Raw genomic sequence first — 20,777 nt, 5'->3', positions numbered from 1 at the left:
TGCTGGCGGCGGTTGCGGGAGTGGACCGAGGCCGGCGTGTGGCCGAAGCTGCACGAGGCGGTGCTGGCCCAGATGCGCCGCGAGGGTCTGCTGGACCTGGAGGAGATGAGCATCGACGGCTCCCACGTGCGGGCGCTCAAAGGGGAGACCACGTCGGCCCCTCCCCGGTCGACCGCGGACGTCCCGGCTCCAAGCACCACCTGATCGTGGACGCGAACGGCACACCGTTGCAGGTCGGGATGGCCGGCGGGAACCGCCACGACGTCACCCAGCTGCTACCCCTGATCGACTCCCTGCCCGCGATCCGGGGCAAGGTCGGCAGGCCCCGGCGCAAGCCCCGGGTCCTGTACGCCCACCGCGGCTACGACTACGACAAGTACCGCCGCCTGCTGCGCGACCGCGGCATCACCCCCAAGATCGCCCGCCGCGGGGTCGCGCACGGCTCCGGACCTGGCACCAAACGCTGGGTCGTCGAACGCGGCTTCGCTTGGCTCCACCAGTTCAAACGCCTCCGCACCCGCTACGAAGTCCGCGCCGACCTCCACCACGGACTCATGCACCTGGCCTGCGCCATCATCTGCTGGCGCAAACTCCCAGGACGGTCATTCTGAAACGAGGTCTAATACTGCAACGGCACTTGTGGTGGTGGGTGGCCGCGGCGTCGGTAGTGGCTGGCGCGGGCTTGGTGCTGGCGTCTTCGGCGCCATGTCGACCAGGCCCGCACGTGCTCGGCCGGGTGGGTGTGTTGCAGGAGCAGGTGGGTCAGCAGGCGGCGGATCTCCGGTAGCGTGAGATCGATCAGGTCTGCCCGTCCGAGCCTGCGGCCCCCTTTGTGGCCTGGGCTTTCACGACAGTGAGCCAGGCCAGGGCGAGCATGGACAGGGTGACGTGGGCGTACCAGGCCCGGTAGGTGCGGGCCTGGTAGTGGTCCAGGCCCGCTTCGTTCTTGGCTTGCTGGAAGCATTCCTCGATCCGCCAGCGGGATCCTGCGACTCGAGCCAGGTCGGCCAGCGTGGATCGGCGCGGCCCGTAGCACACGTAGTAGGCGATCTCGCTCGGATCGGAGACCGAGCGGCGGGCCAGGGCCCAGTGCGCGCGCCCGGCCCGCCAGCCGACCTGGACCGGGATGCGCGCCCAGTCGCACTTACGCGGGCCGTGCGCGCCGTCGCCGACCGACAGGCGCCGCCACGCGCGGGCCGGGAGCCCGGCGACGAGGTCTTCGATGCGGGACTCGCCGGCGCCGGTGGTGATCATCGTGTCGTTGCGCTTGGTCGCCAGCACGTAGGCGGCGTCGCGTTCTTCCAGCCACGCTCGCAGGTACTTGACCTGCCCGCAGGCCTCATCCGCAGTCACCCACGCGAACGGCACCCCGGCCTCGATCGCGCGGCCGATCATCGCCATGGCCTGACGGGGCTTGGTCGCGAACCCGACCTCAGGCGGCACCCCCGCTGCCCGGCAGCGGGCGGGGTCATCGGTCCAGGACGCCGGCAGGTACAACTCCCGATCGATCAAGGCATGCCCGCGAGAGCAGGCGTAGGCCAGGAACGTGCCGATCTGACAGTTCTCCGTGCGCCCGGCCGTCCCGGAGTACTGCCGCTGCACCCCGGCCGACCGGATGCCTTTCTTCAGAAACCCGGTCTCGTCCACCACCAGCACCCCGGACGAGGTGCCCAGGTGCTCGACCACGTAGTCCCGAACGTCGTTACGGACCCCGTCCACGTCCCAGTCCGCGCGGCGCAGCAGCCGCTGCATGCCATCCGGACTCCTTGCCCCGGCATGCTCGGCCAACGTCCACCCGTTCTTCCGCTCCAGCCCGCCACCAGCCCGCACACGTACTGACGAGCCCGAGCCCGCGGCTCCGACCGCCCGAACCGAGACGCGACCCGCCCATGCAAGCGATCAAGCTCCACCGCCACCAGATCCATCACCACACCCACCATGATCCACTACCACAAGTGCCGTTGCAGTACTAAGTGATATACACCTCAGGATCACCGGCGGAATCCCGAACCGCCCCGACGATCGCCCCGGCCACTGCGACCGCAACGCCGCATATGCAGCGACGACAACGCATCGCTGAGAACTACCACGACCAGGCCGAAGAGTTTGCCAGAGGCCTCGAAATGGAAATCGCGGAGACGCACCTAACACTTATACTCTGTATCTCACTTAACATCCAGCGAGTCAAGATCCCGTGCCATCTTGCATATTGCGTGAATATCTGAGAATCAAACGACCTTCAAAGGATTGAGAGCATGCTGAGGCAGTAAGCGTCCTCCAAGAAATGTCGCCTCCAAATCCGTCATAGTCTGACCACAACACACCAGACCCGACACTCGACTCTATCGAGATCCGATCGATATCATCCTGCTGCCATTCAACACTGCCACTCCAAAGCTCCAGGCTGGCGTCAGTCTCGTATACAGACTCAGCCGCGCTAGGGCATTCACTAAAGAACTCAGTGGGGATGTTCGTGAATGCGCCCGTACCCCCCTCCTCCAGCACAATAGTCGAGAGTTCGCCGTTAGGAAGGCTAGTTTCCCATTCGCCCGGGACGGGTACGGGGCCCGCATCTTGGACCGAGCCACACCCGGATAGCGCGATCACGAATGCACTAATTGCAGCCCATGCTCCCGCGTACCTCATGGCTTGTACCTGCCAGCACCCTCAAGCGCATTCAGTACAGCCGGACCGGAGATCCACGTTTCAAACTCACGCATCGACATTCCGTTCGGATATGTCTCAGGCAATTGGTACCCGAGGAGCACCGCCGTGTCATCAGCCCGGTCCGGATTCCCGGCAGCTGGTCCTCTTGAAGCGAGCAGCGCATTCTCTGACGTAACTCCGAACATGTTCATCATTGCGCCATACTGAACGTTTCCATACACATCATAATTGATCTTCGAGCCGCCTGGCCCCGCTAGCCACGAGCTTGCTTCGTCGTGAACGTCCAGCGCGGAACCGAGGCGTACCTTTGCATCCCACTCACACCGGTCACAAAAGCGTTCGTTCATCCCGTGCAACGCGGCGCCGACCTCGCCGAAGGACTTCCCTCCCGAACGAGCCTTCCAAAGCAAATGGAATTGGCTAGCAGAAGGTCGATTCTGAGAATTTGCCCTCATGGCATCGAGTACCAACGGAATCGTCTGGTTGAGCTCGGTCGTACTTTCCCGTCCAACTCGGACGTAGTGCTGAGCGGCCCTCGTGTTCATCCAAGAAGTCATCTGCCGATATGCGATGCGCGTTGCAATCTGGGCAGGCGACGCCATCCAGACTCGTTGGCGAACCGGAGGATTCACGCCATTCCCCTTGATCGTTTTCACACACGATCGCGCTCCGGCACATGGGTCCGACTTCTTTCCCTTTGGGTCCGTTCGAGGGTTGTATCCCGCGTGCCCGGCGCCGATCGGCAGTTCACCTGTCGGGTCGGTGAAGGTGGTGGGGTTGTTGTGGCTGTAGGCGTAGCCATTCCACTGCTGCGGGTCGGTCAGGTCCATGATCGGGTCCACGGAGATGAATCGGCCCAGGATCGGGTCGTACATGCGTGCCCCGATGGCGGTCAGGCCGGTGGCGTCGACGGGCTTGTCGAGGAAGCCGTGTTCGCCAGTCCAGTCGCCGTCCGCGCCACCACCTGCCCCGGGCTGAGATGCCTGGGGACCACGGGGCTTGCCGTAGGGGTCGGTGTACCGGTGGACCCGCTGGCCGGGGCCGTCCACGTTCGGGATCTGCACCGTCCCGGTGCCCTGCTGGTCGGAGATGATCGTGTCCACGTCGCCGAAGTTGTAGCCGGTGCGCGTGGCAATCGTCATCCCTCCGAACGTGTAGTAACGCTGGCCCGAAACAGTTCCCGTCGCACGATTGAGGGTGAGCTCCTGGTGACCGAGGTACAGCGTCGTGGCGCCGTCCTGCATCCGTAGGATGCGTTCCCCGTCGGCGGCATAGACATAGCCGTCGGCATGGTCACGCTCCGCTGTGGAGATCGCGCCATCGCCGTTGGCGTCCTCAGCGACCGCTGCGAGTTCGCCCTCGGCATCCCAGGTCAGCTCCTGGAGTGCCTCCCCGGCGTACTCACGGCCGGTCATGTTGCCGGCAGCGTCGTACTCGAAAGCGCTCGTGCCGGTCTGGGCGCCGGTGTGCTCGACCTGCGTGACGCCATGCGGTTGGGTGCCCGCGGCGCCGCCCGCTGCCGGGTAGTCATATGTGCTGGTCGCACTGGTGCCGGAGCCGACGGCGTGCTCGACCACACTGGTGCGGTTGCCCACCGAGTCGTGGGAGTACGAATGCCAGTACGCGGCGGCACCACCCAGGATCCCCGAGGAGGGCGCGGTGCCACAGCCAGCAGTGGCCGGCGTCCATGCGTCGACCAAGCGGCCGAGGCCGTCGTAGTCGTAGCACTGCCGGTCGTGCTGACGGCCCCCGAGATTGGCTGCTGGGGTGTCGAACACGCTGGTCAGGTTACCGGAGTGATCCCACGTGTACGACGCGCGCCGCACATCCACCGCCACACCGGACGGATCCTCTGCCACAACGGTCGACTTCTTCAGACGGTTGGTGCCGAACTCGTAGTCCCAGTCCTGCACGTAGGCGTGGGTGTTCCCGAACGAGAAGCGCGCGGGTTCGCCGGTGGGCTTGTAGTCCGCTTCCGCGACGTAGATGCCGCCGCGGTCGCTGGCCAGTGCGCGCGGCTGGTCGGCCGCGTCGTAGTAGGTCTTCAACGTCTCGGACGGGATACCGCCACCGAATTGGTAGTTTGCTGTCTCGGGGAGCCCGGAGACTGTGTACCCATACGTCGTCGTCCACGATCGAGCGAGTTCTCCCAGATCTGTGCCGTTCACGACCTGCGGGATCGTGGTCGTGGTCGCGGTGGGCTGGCCGTGGATCTCGTACCCGTCCACGGTCGTGACGATCTGCGACGCTCCCGTGCCCGTGCCGATGTACCGGGTAGTGGACGCCGGCTGGCCGGGCACTCTGGTGCCGTCCGCGAGCAGGTCGTACGTCCACTCGGCGCGCACGGTCCCGCTGGTACCGCCCTCACGCATCGAGGTCTTGCGGCCGAGCGCGTCGTACGTGTAGCCGAGAACCTGACCGCGTGCGTCGGTCGTGGTCGTGACACGCCCGAGGAGGTCGTAGGCGGTCCGGCTCTCGCCCTTGTCGGGGTCCGTGGTGCGCGTCTGCCGGCCGCGCAGGTCGTACTCGTACGTCCACCGGTTTCCGGCGTCGTCCACTGCAGCCGTGAGCCGGTCGGCCGCGTCGTACGTGTAGGTCGTCGCGACGTAGCCTGTAGACGGCGTGGCGCCGGTGTGCTGCCGGACCACCTTCGTCTGTCCCCGCGCGTCGGTGATCGTGGTGGTCGGAGTTCCGCCGTCGGGCGGGGTGACCAGGGTGCGGTCCCCGCGATGCTGGGTGCGAGTCTCCCACTTGAGAACGTAGGTGCCGTTGTCGTAGTCCTCGGCGTCCTCGTCCACCTGGAAGAGCTCCCGGGTGACACGACCGGCTCCGTCGTACTCGGTCAATGTGCGCCCGGGCACGGCCGCCGATGTCGTCACGAGCTGGAAGGCAGGGTCGCCGGTCGTGTGCCAGGCATGGTTGTTCAGCGTGGCAAGCCCGCGCGTGTCGTACGTCGTGTCGGTGATCACCCGGCCCGTGGCCAGGTCCGACGCCGAGGGCGCCTGGGTCTGGCGCTCACGCAGCAGCCCGTCGTAGATGGTGAAACTCGTGCGGTAGCCCGACCCGTCGTAGGTGAGGGTCTGGGTACGCACCGCGTTCACGCCGGTGTCGCGCACGCCGTACCAGTACTTGACCGACGACGTGTCCTCGCCTCTCACTCGCCCGGGCTTCCACACCTGCGCCAGTCGGCCGAGCGCGTCATAGGAGCCCTCCGTGACCCGTCCATCCGGACCTGTCACCTTCGTCGGCACGCCCCAAGCCGGATCAAGAACCGTCACAGTCTTGTGCGCCGCCAACGGACCAGAGCCATCGGGATCGGGAGTCGTGACCGTGGTGCCCGTGGTCTGGTTCTGCACAGTCGTGTACGACGTCGTTGTCACGCGGTCCTGCGCGTCCTTGACGGACGTCGGGCGTCCGAAGCTGTCGTACGTGGTGCGTTCCACGTTCACGTACGACGGCGAGCCACTCGAGTAGACGTTCACCTCCTGCGACGCTGTCACACGACCGATGGTCGGTGCAGCGCCGACCTCGCCCCCGTCATAGGCATACCGCTTGTCCGAAATCACGTCGGCCGGGCGCGATGCGGAGGCCGAGCACGGCGTTGCGACGGTCTCCTCACGGCGGACGGTGTCCAGGATGTTCTTCGAGGTGTTCTGCACGTACGTGGTTCGAGTACACCTGTCGTCGCTGGCGTCGTTGGTGTCGCCCAGATCCGAGACGGTCCAGACACGACCAAGTGCGTCGAAGGCCGTGTTCACCTCACTGATCAGATCTCCAGCCGCACGGTCCGGAGCTGTGGTCGTGGTCCGGGTCTTCCTGACACCCGTGTAGTACGCGTTGTCACCGTCCGCCGACGTCGCGGTCGCCGCCGATCGCCAGGGGGTGTTCACCGTCCGGTCCACGACCGCCGAACCGTTGTAGGTGATCTCCTCACGAACCATGCCAGCCCACTGGTCCAGATCGTTGATCCCGTCGATCTGCACCGACTTCGTTCCCCCGGACGAGCTCTCCCGGTCACCATGCATGCCACGGAAGTACCGGTAGCGGGTGTGCAACCTGGTGATGTCGGGGTTGCTCACGGTGTCGCCCGTGTACTCGTCCACGGTGGCGTAACCACGCCAGTCGGACCAGGTGCGATGCTTCTTGAGCGTGATCTCGTCGTCGACGTATCGCCACGCCGCGCCCGCCTGGTTCGGGCCGTCCGGATAACTGTACGAAGTGACAACGGGATCAGACCCACCATCGCGGGAGTCCTCGGTGACCTGCTTGACCACGTACTTGTGGAACCACTCGCGGATCGGATCCTCCGCACCCTCGGGAGTCCACCACACCGGCATGCACCGGCGCTTGTTCGTCTCCGGCGCCGATGGGGTGTCCGACGACGAGCAGTCCGGACCCGAGTACACGACCGAGATCATCGCGCCGGACTCGGTACGGATCTCCCCGATCCGCATCCGCGACATCGCCGACCTGTCCAGCCCTGCCGCGACCCGGTTGTCCATCTGCACCGACCCGAACTGTGTCGTTGGCAGCGCGACGGCGTTGCTGGTGCCGGTACCGGTGTGCTGGACCCGGTTCAACCACAGCGCGTCCAGACCATCACCTGCATCGGGGAACGAGTGCGTCAGCTCCCACGTGTCGACACTCCGCAGGCTGTTGTCGGCCTGCTTGATCAGCGTCTCCACGCCCGTCAGGCGCTTGCGCGTGAAGAACGTGGGTGCCAGCCGGTTCGCGCAGGAGTCCGCGGTCGTGGAACAGAGGAGGTTCTGGGGCACGTCCGGCCAATGATCCCGAGTCTCGGAATTCAGGGTGCCGCAATCGAAGCTGCTGGTCGGGATGCACCGCTCCGCATAGCTGAAGACCATCCGCGCCTGCGGGTACTGGGTCAATGTGTCCGCGCGCGTGCCGTAGTCGATCTGACGGAGGAATCCGCCGCGCACGTAGTCCGCGTTGACGACGTCGGTCTCGTTGTTGTTCCGCCCGTAGTTGTTCAACTCCCGGCTGTACCGGTACGTCATCGAGTTCCCGGACGTGTCGACGACGTAGTCCAGATTCCACCGCCACGCCTGACGGCACGACGACGCGGCAAACCCGCCGTCTGAGGCCGACTTGTAGCACGGCTCACCGGGATGGTTGCCGAACACCGGTACTGTCCACGCCGAGTACAGGTTGGAGATCGGGTCGTCCGTGGCGCGCTTGTCGCGCCCGAACCAGTACTGGGTGCCATCGGTCGTGGTGACCTTCCAGTACTCCTTGTTGTTGTCGTCGTTCCAGCCGCCCGTCAGGTGCTCGACCTTCGTGTTGTCGTCCGCCTCCAGGTGCCAGTCACCGGTGCTCTCGTCCTTGATCAGGTCCGAGGCCACCCCGCCCAGCACGAGAGTCGCGTTGTCGTTCTTCCAGCACAGGTCACCCGAGTCATGGGTCTTGTTGTTCGGGTCCTGACCGCCCACCGCGGCCTGATCGTCCGTGCAAGGGGCAAACTTGCGCTCGACGTAGCCACCCGCGGACAGCTCCCAGCCCTCGCCGACCTCGGACGTCTGCGTGTTGACCGAGGCGACCATCCCGTCCACAGAGCCCGAGTCGTACTCGAGCGACACCTCGGGTGTCAGCCCACCGGCGGTGTCCGGCGCGCGCATCGGGTACGACCACGTGAACGAACCACTCGAACCCGACGCCTCCCAGGACGCCGCACTCGACAACGAAGTCGCCGTCCAGTCCCCCTGGTCACTGCTGTCACCCGCTGCCACGGCCAGCACCACGGCCTGCTCGGACACGGATGTCTCAGCGGCTCGCAGCGACATGGTCCCGGCCTTCGGGTCCTGCGCGGTCGCGGCCTCGGCCGTCTCGGGGATCTCGATAAGACCCGTAACTGTGTCGTCGGGCCTCTCACCGGCAGTTTCAGGCAAATCGGTCCAGGTCTGGCAGTCCGGATCCTCCGGCGTCGTCAGGGCACACGCCGGCAGCTCGACCAGCCGCAGCCGTGAGGCGGCCTCCCCACCGTCACCGGCCAACCCGCTGGTGCCTACGCTCACTCGCGCCGGCCCGTGCGCCGACCGCGTACCCTGACCAGCCCCGACCGTCAGAACCGCCTCGACGCCGAGCGCGGCCGCGTGCTCGGCGTCCAGCGTCGCGACTTCCACACCTCCCGAAGCGGGATCAGCGTTCCTCAAGCCGGCGGCGCGCGCGGCATCATCGCTCACGGCCTCCACACCGACGCTCAGGCCGCCAACCTCGGTGCCGTCGCCCGTCGTCCTCGAAGAACGATCCCGTGCTGGAGCCACGCGTATTGTCGAGGCGGCCGCGTGTACTGGTGTCGCGTGTTCGGGTTGACGCGGCTCAGGCACATCCACCACGGCGCTGGTCCCGCGATCTGCCTGGGACGGTAGGGGATGCCCCAGATCGATCTCGCCGATGGCGTCCTCGGCGAACTCGCGATCGTGCTCGGCACGCTCCTCCAGGGACCACGACTGCCGCTCGGCAAGATTCGGATCAGGTGCGGCGACGGCGGGAAGAACGGGAAAAGCCACAGCGAGCGCGACACCAGCGGCGACAACGCCCGCAGCGCGGCCGCTGCTGCGCCACGGCAACCTGGCGGACGACGCTCGACGATCGGAGCCGGGACTCGTCAGGTTGATGTTCACCAGCGCTTCTCCTTCAGCCGTCGCGCCCGGTTCGTGACCAGAACGCCGCGAGTTCCTCTGTTCGTGCGCCCGTTCGTTCCCGCGCCGGATCATGCCGTCTCCGCTCCCGTGCAGATCCGGTTCAGTCGCTCGTTGTCGACGAGTTCGCGATACACCCGCACATCATCGACAGCCCCTCGGAACACCCACTCCGGCGTCCCCCCGCGGATTCCCGATCCGAGACGCATCGGCCCCGGCGCCGTCCACATGACCGGATCCACCTGGACCATCACAGGCTCTGGTGTCGCCGGCGCGTCGGTCGGGTCACAGACCCGCACGCTCAGTGTCGGGTTCGCTGGGTCTGAGGCGTCGTACATTCCGACCACGTGCACCCACTGGCCCGCCACAGCCGGAACATCCGACCGCGCGGCCTGATGCCCCGCGCTGACCTCATCTGCGTCCTTGACCCACAGGCCCCAGCACGGCACCTGCAACCCGGTCTCCTCATCGACGTCCGTGTTGCAGTTCGCGTTGTTGGTGTACCCCAGGTGGAACGCGCTCCGGTTCTCGCCCTCCTGCGAGACTGCCGCTCCCACCCCGGAGAAGTCATCCGCGGGCTTCAGGAACGCCATGATCGTGTACGACTGGTCGATCGCCACGGCCGGCCCCTCGGACCGGGCGAAGCCGGTCCCGTCGAACACGAGCGACCGATCGCCCACGTACCGCGGGTCACCCGGATCATTGGGGTCCGCGAGTGTCTCTCGCCACGCACCCGTTCCCCACGTCACGCCGGAGCTCCAGGTCAGATCGCCAGCAGTCGGAGCAGTCGTCACCTCGTTGACGGCGGTGGTTCCGGTCCCCTCGTCCATGTGCCACAAGCCGTCCCGGGCCGGATACGCGACCCAGAATTCGTACTTGGTCTCGTCCGACCAGATCCCGGCCTCGTCCTTGGACTGGACGACCACCTCGTTGTAGCCCGGCCGGCTCGGAGCGAACGACACTGACTTCGCGGTACTCCCCGATGTCGGGATCGTGCCGGCCTTCTCGCCGTCGTTGAACGAGTACTTGTACGCAGCCAGGTCATTCGATCCGTTCGCCTTGAAGGTGAACGTCCCCGACGTCCCCACCGCGCCGTGCACGCCCTCGGGCCAGCCCGGGTACTGCGAGGAGGAAACGTCCGGCGGATTCGGGCCGGTCACGTCAGGGCGGATCCAGCACGTCGTGTCCGACCACGCGGAGGTCTTGCCGGACGAGTCGCGCGTCCGCGCGTGCCACTTGTAGACCGTATTGCTCGCCAATGCCTTGCCCGAAGGAACCTGCACCCGGTGGGTCGAACCGCTCGCCTTCAGGCTCGTCCAGCCCGACTCCCAGCGCGGCGTGTGACTACCCTGCGGGATCACGCGGAACTTCACCTGAACCTTCTGGTTCCACGGCGAGCCCCCATCCGGATCCGTACCCCGCGCCTGGAAGTACGGACGACGCGTACGCATCACGGTCGGATCCCCCGACCACGTCGCACAATCGAGCTCGTCCCCCGTCGAGGACACCTTCGTGCGCATCGACGCCGTCGAGGGCATGATCGGCGGACGGTTGAACGTCACCGTGAACGTCGCCTTGCGCGACGTACCGTCATCCAGCTGACTGGCCACATACCGCTGCCACTTGACCTGGTTGCCCTCGTCATTGGCACGCAGACCCAGGGTCAGGTAGTTCCAGTTGTTGTTCGCCACCACCTGCGCGGCCGCCTTCGCGCCCCAGGACACGCGGTAGGACTGGCCCGCACAGCCCGCCCGGTGGGTCACCTTCCGCTCGGACAGCTTCTTGTCCGAGGCCCACGAACCCTTCGAGTTCCAGTTCGTCGAGGACGACACCACGTTCGCGCCCGTCCGATAAAGCGACACCGAGTATTTCGTGCACGTGTAGGAGTGCTTGCCCACCGCGGAGAAGCTCGCGCTGGACACGTGCCCACCCGAGACACCGTCCGGCAGACCGGACATATCGAACTCGAAAAGCAGCCGCGAGATACTGTGCCGGTCACACACCGGATACCCAGTCGTCGGACACAGGCCCACGCCCTCGGAGCCTTTGTACTTGTAGGACGACGAACTCGTCGGCCAGCCCGAACGTACCGCCGTCCACTCGTGCAGCCCGCCCTTGATCGACGGGTCGACATGGAACGGTCCTGTCGCGTCCGGGTCCGAGAACATCTCCGGCGCGGCCGTCGCGGTCACCGTGCTTCCGTCAGCAGCGATCTCCACGTCCATGTCCGCGACCAGGTCACCGTCGACCGGAGCGACCAGCCGGTCCACATTCCCGGTGGGTTCCTCGCCCTCAGTTTCGACGTCGTCAGCTTCGACCGTGAGCGCCGAGGCAGCGGCCGAGCCCTCTGTCACGGGCTCCGGCTGGCCCGCCGAGGAATCCCACTGCTGAGCACGCCCGCCGGAGAAGATCTTCACGCCTGCTTCGCTGTCACCAGCGGCCGGATCGACCACGTCGAACTCGGCGACCGGCACGATCTGTCCGTCACCGGTGTCGACCGGATCCGGCGACTCGATCCGCAGGTCGTCCGACGCGGCCATCTCGAACGAGACTCCGGCGCCGCCCGAGGCGTCGTCCAGCCGCTGGTATGCCTCCGCATCGTCGATCTGCAGCACTGGCAGCAGGCCCGTTCCGTCTCCATCGACGGTCACGACCACCCGCACGCCCGGCACCTCCTGGCTCGAGGCCGGGTCGATCAGCGGCATGGTCGCGCGCGTAGCGTCCTGACCATCCACTACTGGTTCGCCGATCACGAAGGGCAGACCCGGCAGACTCACCGACAGGCTTCGCTCGCCTGCGGGCACAGCAGGCTCCTGACCGGGAACGTTGTCCCAGCCCACATCGCCCGCGACGCCGGCCGCGTCCGACAGAACCGCGAACGGCTCCCCGGGCTGGGCCGCACGGATGTCGATGTCGTAGACGCCGGCGGCAGCAGAAAGCCCGGCCGGATCCTCCGGATCCGGCACCAGCGCTCCTGACGCAGGCTGCCACGCGCCGGCGACCCGGGTCCTGGAAGCCTCAAGCGACGATTCCCACCGATAGGTCCCATTCGGGCGGACGAAGTACGAGTCCCAGGGCGTCCTGAACGTGGCGATCTCCACCTCGTGACCGCACGCAACCGCCACGTGCACCGGGTCCACGGCCGGATCCGTCACCAGATCGACGCACTCGACCGGCTCATCCGCGGGAACGACGTCGTCGGCGACCGCAGGCGTGGCCAGAAGCCCCAACCCTGCAGTGAGCGCCAGCACGGCAAGCCCGGCAGGAAGCGCCCGACGTCGGACGCCTCCCGAAGAACGGCGCATCCGACGCACTTGCATGACACGGCCTCCCGCCCGACGAGAACAAGAACGCGCCGGATCATGCCATGTTCAGGAGAACTTCGAGCCACAATATTTACTGATAGGCCCGGAAATCAGTCTATAGCAGGATGAAAATCGTCACCCAGTCATATCTGGGCAACCGCTAGATCTTGCGGAATTCGCTGCGGCTGATTTGCTCACAGAACCTTCACACTCTCTCGGTGCAGCCCTACGCCCTCACAGCTCGACGACCGTCTTGATGTCGTGCGGCCCGCCCTCGAATGCCTCGTGCGCTCGTTCCAGGGGGACGCGCCGCGTGATAAGCCGGTTCAGCCAGTCGACGTCCGCCCGGCCGAGGGCCTCGGCCGCGGCGCGGTAGTGGGCGAGGTTGGCGTTGACCGAGCCGATGACGGCGTCGTTCTCCAGCACGAACTCGCGGTTCAGCGAGCCGACGTCGACCTGCACCGCGCGGCCGGCCGGCGACACGCCCGTGAGGCACACGATGCCGAACCGCGCGGTCCCGCCCATGACGTCGAGCACGACGCTGCTGGCGCCGGTCGCCTCGATGACGACGTCGGGGCGCAGGTCCTCCATCACCCGGGCCGCGTCGCGGGTGTGGTACTCGGCGCCGAGGTCACGGACGACGCCGGGCTTCGGGCCGTCGGTGACCCGGTCGAGCAGGTGGACGTCCAGTCCGCGTTGCGTGCCGAGCAGCGCGGCGAGCAGGCCGATGGGTCCCGCGCCGGTGACCAGCACGGTACGGGGCTCGAACCACGACCGCCGCCCGACGCCGTCGATCTGGTCCCAGGCCTTGGCGACCACGGACGTGGGCTCCAGCAGCGTGCCGACGTCGGCGAGCCGGGGATCGAGGCGGACGGCGTAGTCCGGCTCGACGCGCCAGCGCTGCGCCCCGTAGCCGTCGAGTCCCTTGATCCCGCGCTCGGTGTAGCGCCCGTTGCGGCACATGTCGAACTCGCCGACGGCGCACGCGCCGCACGGCTCCGGGTCGGGCCGCCGCACGACGCCGACGACCAGGTCCCCGGCGGAGAACGGACCGCCGTCCCCCTCGAGCACCCTCCCGAGAGACTCGTGCCCGAGGATCAGCCGGTCCTGGCCGTCCGGGGCCGAGCCGTACTCGCCGGCCGCGATCTCCCGGTCGGTGCCGCACACGCCGATCGCGACTCCCTCGACGAGGATCGAGCCGGTCGACTCTGCGGGTTCCGGGACGTCCGTGACCGCGAGCGAGCCCGGGTGCGCCGGGCGGACGGTCAACGCCCTCACGGGTGCTGCCCCTCGCCGGGCCCGGAGGTCCCGCCGCGCGGGGTCTCCGCGGTGGTCGTCGGCGCGCCGCTGAGCCGGCGTGCGGCGTTGACCAGGGCGAAGTGGCTGAACGCCTGCGGGGTGTTGCCGAGCTGCCGGTGCAGGCCGGTGTGGTACTGCTCGCTGAGCAGGCCGAGGTCGTTGCGCAGGTCCAGGAGACGCTCGAACAGCGCGACCGCCTCCTCCTCGCGCCCGATGCCGTGCAGCGCGTCGGCCAGCCAGGCCGTGCACGCGAGGAAGACGCCCTCGTCGCCGGGCAGGCCGTCGACCCGGCCGTCCGCCTCGGGGCGGTAGCGGAGCAGGAAGCCGTCCTCGGACAGTTCTTTCTGCACCGCCTCGACGGTGCCGACGACGCGCGGGTCGCGCCAGGGCAGGAACCCTACCCGGGGAATCAGGAGGAGCGCCGCGTCGAGGCCCTCCGAACCGTAGAACTGGGTGAACGTGCCCCGGCGTTCGTCGAAGCCGCGGGCAAGCACATCGGCGTGGATCCGGTCCCGCAGGGCGCGCCAGCGTTCGACCGGCCCTTCGAGGCCGTGCTCCTCCACCGCCCGTACCGCACGGTCCACGCCGGCCCAGGCCATCACCTTGGAGTGCACGAAGTGCCGCCGCTGCCCGCGGACCTCCCACAGGCCGTTGTCCGGCTGGTCCCAGGCACCCTCGAGAAAGTCCAGGAGCGCCCGCTGCAGGTCCCACGCCTCCTTCATGGGCGCGATCCCGGACTCCCGCGCGACGTGCAGGCAGTCCAGCACCTCGCCCCAGACGTCGAGCTGGTACTGGCCCGCCGCGGCGTTGCCCACCCGTACGGGACGCGAGTCTTCGTAGCCGCCCAGCCAGGGAAGCTCGTACTCGGCGAGGCGGCGGGTCCCGTCCAGCCCGTACATGATCTGCAGGTCGGCCGGGTCGCCGGCCACCGCCCGCAGCAGCCAGTCCCGCCATGCCCGCGCCTCGTCCACGAAGCCGGTCGCGACCAGGGCCTGCAGGGTGAACGCCGCGTCGCGCAACCAGCAGTAGCGGTAGTCCCAGTTCCGCGTGCCGCCGAGGTCCTCGGGCAGGGAGGTCGTCGCCGCGGCCGCGATTCCGCCGGTCGGCGCGTAGGTGAGCGCCTTGAGGACGATCAGGGAGCGGACCACGGCGTCCCGCCACCTGCCGTCGTAGTCGACGTGCTCCACCCAGCGCGCCCAGAAGTCCTCCGTGTCGTGCAGCGCGCGGTCGGGGTCCACCGGACGGGGTGCGCGCAGGTGCGAGGCGTGGTGCGTGAGCACGAACGCGCAGGACTCCCCGGCCGAGATCTCCACCTCGGCGGACACGTCTCCGTCGTGGATCCGGAGCGGGGTGTCGGCCGACAGCTCGACGGCGTCGGGACCGGCGACGGCCGTCACGGATCGTTCGTGCGCGGTCAGCCACGGGTCCACGTTGCCGTAGTCGAACCGCAGGCGGAGGTCGCTCCGCACGCGGACGCGCCCGCTCACGCCCCGCACCACCCGGACGAGGTCGGCGGCGTCGCCGCGAGGCGGCATGACGTCGATGACCTGCACGGTGCCGCTCGGGGTGTCCCACGTGGTCTCCAGCACGAGGGTCTCGCCGCGATACCGGCGAGAGCTCGCGACGTCGGCGCCCACCGGGGCGATCCGCCACCGCCCGGCGTCCTCGTCGCCGAGGAGCGCCGCGAAACACGCGGGCGAGTCGAACCGCGGCAGGCACAGCCAGTCGACCGAGCCGTCCCGGCCGACGAGCGCGCCCGTCTGCAGATCACTGATGAAGCCGTAATCCTCGATAGCCCGTGGCACAGGCGCACCTTCCATCGACGACGAGTGCTCCGCCCCATCGTGCCGTGCGAAGGCGCCCACCGGCCACCGGGGCTCTCGGCGCGCCCGCGGGACGACCATGTCCGGACGGAAATCACTGAGCGCCGGTCCCCGCCGCCGATGGGCCTTCGGTGCGGCGGGGAGCCGGCGCTCAGCTGTCTGTGGGGCCGGTGTCAGCCGGCCGTTCGGTCGCGCCAGGCAGGCGCGAGGCGGACGACGTCGCCGACGACGACGACGGCCGGCGGGCGCACCTGCGCCTCCGCGGCGCGCTCCGCGATGTCGGCGAGCGTGCCGACCGTGACCCGCTCGCGCGGGCCGTAGCCGTCCTCGACGATCGCCACCGGCGTGCCGGCGGGCCGTTCGGTCGTGGTGAGCGCCGCAGCGGTCTCGGCCAGCCGCGAGACGCCCATGAGCAGGATCAGCGTGTGGTCGGGCCCGCCGCCGACAGCGACGGAGAGCTCGGTCCCGTGGTCGTGCCCGACGCCGGTCGCCGCGCGGGCCGACGCCGTCGCGCCGTCGTCCACGCGGGCGGGCCGCAGGGCGTCGTGGCCGGTCAGGACACTGAACCCGCGCGCGACGCCGCGGTGCGTGACCGGGATGCCGACCGCTGCCGGAACCGAGACCGCGCTCGTCACGCCCGGAACCACCTCGGCCTCGATCCCGGCCTCGCGGCACGCGGCCAGCTCCTCGCCGCCCCGACCGAGCACGTACGGGTCGCCGCCCTTGAGCCGCACGACGTTCCGGCCGGCGGCCGCGTGCTGCACGAGGATGCGGTTGATCTCGTCCTGCGGCACGGGGTGGTTGCCGGCGGTCTTGCCGACCTCGACCACCTGCACGTCCGGCGCCAGTTCGGCGAGCAGCGACCGCGGCCCGAGCCGATCGGCCACGACGACGTCCGCCTGCGCCAGCAGCTTCCGCCCCCGGGCGGTGATCAGCCCGGCATCCCCCGGCCCGCCCCCCACGAGCGCGACCCACCCGGCCGCGACGCCGCGCGGCCGGTCGTTCTCCGAGTGATCGGCAGATCGAACGACCGACCTCTCAAAGGGTGACCGGTCAGCCGAGCCACGCCGCCGGCGCACGGGCAGCGCGCCCGACTCCAGCTGCGCCTGGACCTCGGACCGGATCGCCTGCGCACGCCGCGGGTCGCGGCCCGCGTGCACGGAGACGGTGAGCTCCTCGGGACCTGCGCCGGGACCGTCGAGGCACACCCGCGCGACGGCGGGAGTCCACGCCGTCCCGGCCTCCGCGTCCCCCGCGGTGACGCAGAAGATCCGCAGCGCCTCGGCGTTGTCGGCCACCTGCCGGTCGGCCGACACGTCGCCGGTCGCGGTGTGCGCCAGCCAGGCCCCGTCCAGGTCCCCCGCGCGGTACGCCCGGCGGACCCACTCGGCCCGCCCCGCGCCGTCGTCGACCAGCGCCGCCAGGTCCTCGCAGATCGCCGGCGCGATCACCCGCACGCGCGCCCCGGCGTCCGCCAGCCCGCGGGCACGCCGCGCGGCCACCGGCCCGCCGCCGACCACGACGACGAGCCGGCCCGCCACACGCAAGCCCAGCGGGTACAGCGCGCCCGCCGCGGCCGCCGGCTCCTGCGATCCGCCCGGCGCGGGAGTCTCAGCCATGCAGACCGCACTCCACCTTGTCGCGCCCGGCCCAGCGGCCGGAGCGCTTGTCCGCGCCCGCCTCGACACGCTGGGTGCAGGGCGCGCACCCGATCGACGGGTACCCGTCGGCCAGCAGCGGGTTCACGACCAGGCCGTTCGCGGCCGCGTACTCGTCCACCTGCTCGTCGGTCCAGCCGGCGAGCGGGTTGATCTTCACCACCTGGTTCTTCTCGTCCCAGGTGATCAGCGGCGCGTTCCGCCGCGTCGACGCCTCGCCGCGGCGCAGGCCGGTCGCCCAGGCCTCGTAGTTGCGCAGCGCCTTGCGCATCGGGGCGACCTTCCGCATCGCGCAGCACCGCTCGGGGTCGCGCTCGTACAGCCGCGGCCCGTACTTCGCGTCCTGCTCCGCCACGGTCAGCTCCGGGCGCACGTCCACGATGTTCACGTCCACCGACAGCTCGGCCGCGTCCCGCGTCCCGATCGTCTCGGCGAAGTGGTAGCCGGTGTCGCCGAACAGCACGTCCACCCACGGCAGCTGCTTCGAGACGAGGTGGGCCAGGACCGTGTCCTGCATCGACGACGCCACCGCCAGCCACGGCCCGAACTCGCGCACCGCCCAGGCGATCACGGCCTCGGCCGACGCCTCACGCTGCGTGTCCGGCCCGCCCGGCAGCGACGTGCCGTGCAGCAGGGCCTGCCCGCGCTCGACCACGTTCTTCAGTTCCTCCGGGGTGCGACGCCGGCGGATGCCGCCGGCCCGGATGTGCGCATGCGCCTCGCGCGCCGCGGCACGGGCCTCCTCGCGGGCCTTCGCCCGCGCCCGGATCTGCGCCAGGCGCGACACGCTGCCGCCGACACTCGTGGCCGCGCCGCCCGCGACCGGCGCGATCGTCGACGTCGCGCCGCCCGGCGCGGGATCGATCACCGACGTCGCCGCGGAGGAAGGCTCCTCGGAGCCGGTGGGCGCACCCACGACCGCCGTCGGACCGGAACGGGACCCGCTCATCGGAGTGCCTCCTCGTCCGCGCGATGTGCCCACTGCGCGAAGGTCTCGTCGTCCTCGCGCTCCTTCTCGAACTGGCGCGTCACGCGCTCGACGTAGTCCGCGATGCCGTCGGCCGTCACCTTGAGGCCGCGCACGGTCCGGCCGAGGCCGGCCTCGTCGCGTTCCTTCGAGGCGAGCCCGCCGCCCAGGTGCACCTGGAAGCCGGGAACCTGGTTGCCGTCGTCGTCCATCACGAGCTGGCCCTTGAGACCGATGTCGGCCGTCTGGATCCGTGCGCACGAGTTCGGGCAGCCGTTGACGTTGAGGGTGATCGGCGTGAGCCGCGACAGGTCGCCGAGCCGCTGCTCGAGCTGGTCGACGGCGGCAGCCGCGTTCTGCTTGGTCTCGACGATCGCCAGCTTGCAGTACTCGATGCCGGTGCACGCGATGGTGCGACGGCGGAACTCGCTGGGCCGTGCGTGCAGGCCGAGCCCCGCGAGCGCCTTGGACAGCGACTTCACCCGCTCGCCCGGCACGTCGAGCACGAGCAGCTTCTGGTGCGGGGTGAGGCGCACGCGCTCGCTGCCGTGCTCCTCGGCGAGGTCGGCGACGCGGGCGAGGATGTCGCCCGACACCCGGCCCACGGTCGGTGCGACGCCGATGTAGAACTTCCCGCCCTTCTGCGGGTGCACGCCGACGTGGTCGTTGTCCGACGACGGCAGCGGGGGCTCGATCCCGTCGGGGAGCTCGTACCCGAGGTACTCGTCCTGCAGCACCTGGCGGAACTTCTCGGTGCCCCAGTCCTTGAGGAGGAACTTGAGGCGGGCCTTGTTGCGCAGGCGGCGGTAGCCGTAGTCGCGGAAGATGCGCACCACGCCGTGCCACACGTCCGGGGCCTGCTCCTCGGTGACGAACACGCCGAGGCGCTCGGCGAGGCGTGGCGCGGTGGAGAGGCCGCCGCCGACCCAGAGGTCGTAGCCCGCGCCGAGTTCGGGGTGCTCGACGCCGACGAAGGAGATGTCGTTGATCTCGTGCACGACGTCGAGGCTGGGGTGGCCGGTGATGGCGGACTTGAACTTGCGGGGCAGGTTCGCCAGCGACGGGTCGCCGATGAAGCGCTCCTGGATCTCCTCGATGACCGGCGTGGGGTCGATGATCTCGTCCTGGGCGATGCCGGCCACCGGGCTGCCGAGGATGACGCGCGGGACGTCGCCGCACGCCTCGGTGGTGGACAGGCCCACGGACTCCAGGCGGCGCCAGATCTCGGGGACGCTCTCGACCTCGATCCAGTGGAGCTGGATGTTCTGCCGGTCGGTGATGTCGGCGGAGCCGCGGCCGAAGTCCTTGCTGATCTGCGCGATCGTGCGGAGCTGGTGGGTGCTCAGGGCGCCGCCGTCGATGCGGACGCGCAGCATGAAGTAGCGGTCCTCGAGCTCGTGCGGTTCCAGCGTGGCGGTCTTGCCGCCGTCGATCCCGGGCTTGCGCTGCGTGTAGAGGCCCCACCAGCGGAAGCGGCCGTGCAGGTCGTCGTCGGTGATGGCGTCGAAGCCCTCGCGGGCGTAGATCTGCTCGATGCGTTCGCGCACCTGGAGCGGGTCCGACTCCTGCTTGAACTCCTCGTTGTGGTTCAGCGGGGTGGTGCCGTCGATCTTCCACTGACCGTTGGGGCGCGCCGCGCGAGCGGGGCGGGCCTTGGCTGCGGCGGGGCCGGTGGCGGGCGTGTCCGCGTCCGACGTCGTCGGGCGCGCGGAGGCGTGCTCGGGTGCCTGAGTCATGTGAATGTGATCCTCGTCCGTCGTTCGCTGGTCGGTCGGGGCGGCGTACGACGGCAGGAAGATCAGCCGTCCCGAGAGGGGCGTCGATCGCCGGCGTACGCCAGAAGACACGAGCACATTCGCGTGCCGTGCATCGTCTCGGGGCGCATCGACCGGATCACGGTGTCGACCTTAACCACCGGGGATGGCGTTCGTAATCCCCTTCTCACATCGTGGATACCGATATGAACGATCGACTGCGTCAATGTGTCACGCGTCACACGCAGGACGCGGGCTAGGCTGCCGAGCATGGAGTTTCTCTACAACGTCTTCGTGTTCGTGCACTTCGCGAGCTGGGCCCTCGTGTTCGGCGGCACCATCGCGTCCATGCGGAGCAAGGCGCTCTACAAGGCGGTGACGCACGGGGCGTGGGGCGCCGTGGTGGCCGGCGTCATCATGGTCGGCATCGGCGAGATGGCGTCGGTCGGCGCGTTCGAGGGCGACGGCCCGTCCATGGCCAAGATCGGCGTCAAACTGGTCGTCGCGCTGGCGGTGGCGATCGTGGCCCAGATCGCGGTGCGCAGGGGCGAGAACGTCTCGCAGGGCCTCAAGGGCGCGGTCCTCGGCCTGACGCTGCTGAACATCCTCGTCGCGGTCTTCTGGAACTGAGGTTCCGAGCATGAG

Annotated in this window: 8 protein-coding genes and 2 pseudogenes; 2 read left to right on the top strand and 8 right to left on the bottom strand. The window is 68.9% G+C overall.

Annotation, left to right across the window (positions count from 1 at the left end; translation table 11 throughout):
• A pseudogene (locus IIE03_RS01455) lies at positions 1-611 on the top strand (IS5 family transposase); the annotation flags it as partial.
• 187 nt (positions 612-798) lie between these two features.
• Here the strand turns inward: IIE03_RS01455 and IIE03_RS01450 are convergent.
• The 8 genes and pseudogenes from IIE03_RS01450 to IIE03_RS01415 all read right to left on the bottom strand — a co-directional run bounded on the left by IIE03_RS01450 (position 799) and on the right by IIE03_RS01415 (position 20,114).
• Positions 799-1,931 (bottom strand): annotated as a pseudogene (locus IIE03_RS01450) (IS701 family transposase).
• Between the two features lie 711 nt (positions 1,932-2,642).
• Positions 2,643-8,807, bottom strand: a complete 6,165-nt coding sequence (locus tag IIE03_RS26565) for an RHS repeat domain-containing protein (RefSeq protein ID WP_192860946.1) — start codon at positions 8,805-8,807, stop codon at positions 2,643-2,645.
• Between the two features lie 590 nt (positions 8,808-9,397).
• The gene (locus IIE03_RS26560; protein ID WP_192860945.1) at positions 9,398-12,292 is read right to left on the bottom strand and encodes a LamG domain-containing protein; all 2,895 of its coding nucleotides are present in this window, start codon (positions 12,290-12,292) and stop codon (positions 9,398-9,400) included.
• Positions 12,293-12,865: 573 nt separating this feature from the next.
• Positions 12,866-13,909 (bottom strand): glucose 1-dehydrogenase, encoded by a 1,044-nt coding sequence (locus IIE03_RS01435; RefSeq protein WP_192860944.1) that lies wholly within the window; start codon positions 13,907-13,909, stop codon positions 12,866-12,868.
• Entirely contained in the window at positions 13,906-15,750 is a 1,845-nt protein-coding gene (locus IIE03_RS01430) for a glycoside hydrolase family 15 protein (protein WP_264158549.1), read from the bottom strand. Before IIE03_RS01430 ends, IIE03_RS01435 begins: the two co-directional genes overlap by 4 nt.
• Before the next feature lie 176 nt (positions 15,751-15,926).
• On the bottom strand, positions 15,927-17,372 hold the full coding sequence (cobA, locus tag IIE03_RS01425; protein ID WP_192860942.1) for a uroporphyrinogen-III C-methyltransferase: 1,446 nt from the start codon (positions 17,370-17,372) through the stop codon (positions 15,927-15,929).
• The gene (locus IIE03_RS01420; RefSeq protein WP_192860941.1) at positions 17,365-18,360 is read right to left on the bottom strand and encodes a phosphoadenylyl-sulfate reductase; all 996 of its coding nucleotides are present in this window, start codon (positions 18,358-18,360) and stop codon (positions 17,365-17,367) included. The genes cobA and IIE03_RS01420 overlap by 8 nt, the downstream gene beginning before the upstream one ends.
• Positions 18,357-20,114, bottom strand: a complete 1,758-nt coding sequence (locus tag IIE03_RS01415; RefSeq protein ID WP_192860940.1) for a nitrite/sulfite reductase — start codon at positions 20,112-20,114, stop codon at positions 18,357-18,359. The genes IIE03_RS01420 and IIE03_RS01415 overlap by 4 nt, the downstream gene beginning before the upstream one ends.
• Positions 20,115-20,402: 288 nt before the next feature.
• Between IIE03_RS01415 and IIE03_RS01410 the strand changes: the two genes are divergently transcribed.
• Positions 20,403-20,762 carry a hypothetical protein gene (locus IIE03_RS01410; protein ID WP_192860939.1) on the top strand — a complete coding sequence of 120 codons (360 nt, stop codon included), beginning with the start codon at positions 20,403-20,405 and terminating at the stop codon, positions 20,760-20,762.
• Positions 20,763-20,777: the final 15 nt, after the last annotated feature.

Source organism: Myceligenerans pegani (assembly GCF_014892515.1).
Classification (GTDB): domain Bacteria; phylum Actinomycetota; class Actinomycetes; order Actinomycetales; family Cellulomonadaceae; genus Myceligenerans; species Myceligenerans pegani.
The sequence above is the reverse complement of the archived record's forward strand: the minus strand, read 5'-3'. Positions and strand labels throughout refer to the sequence as shown.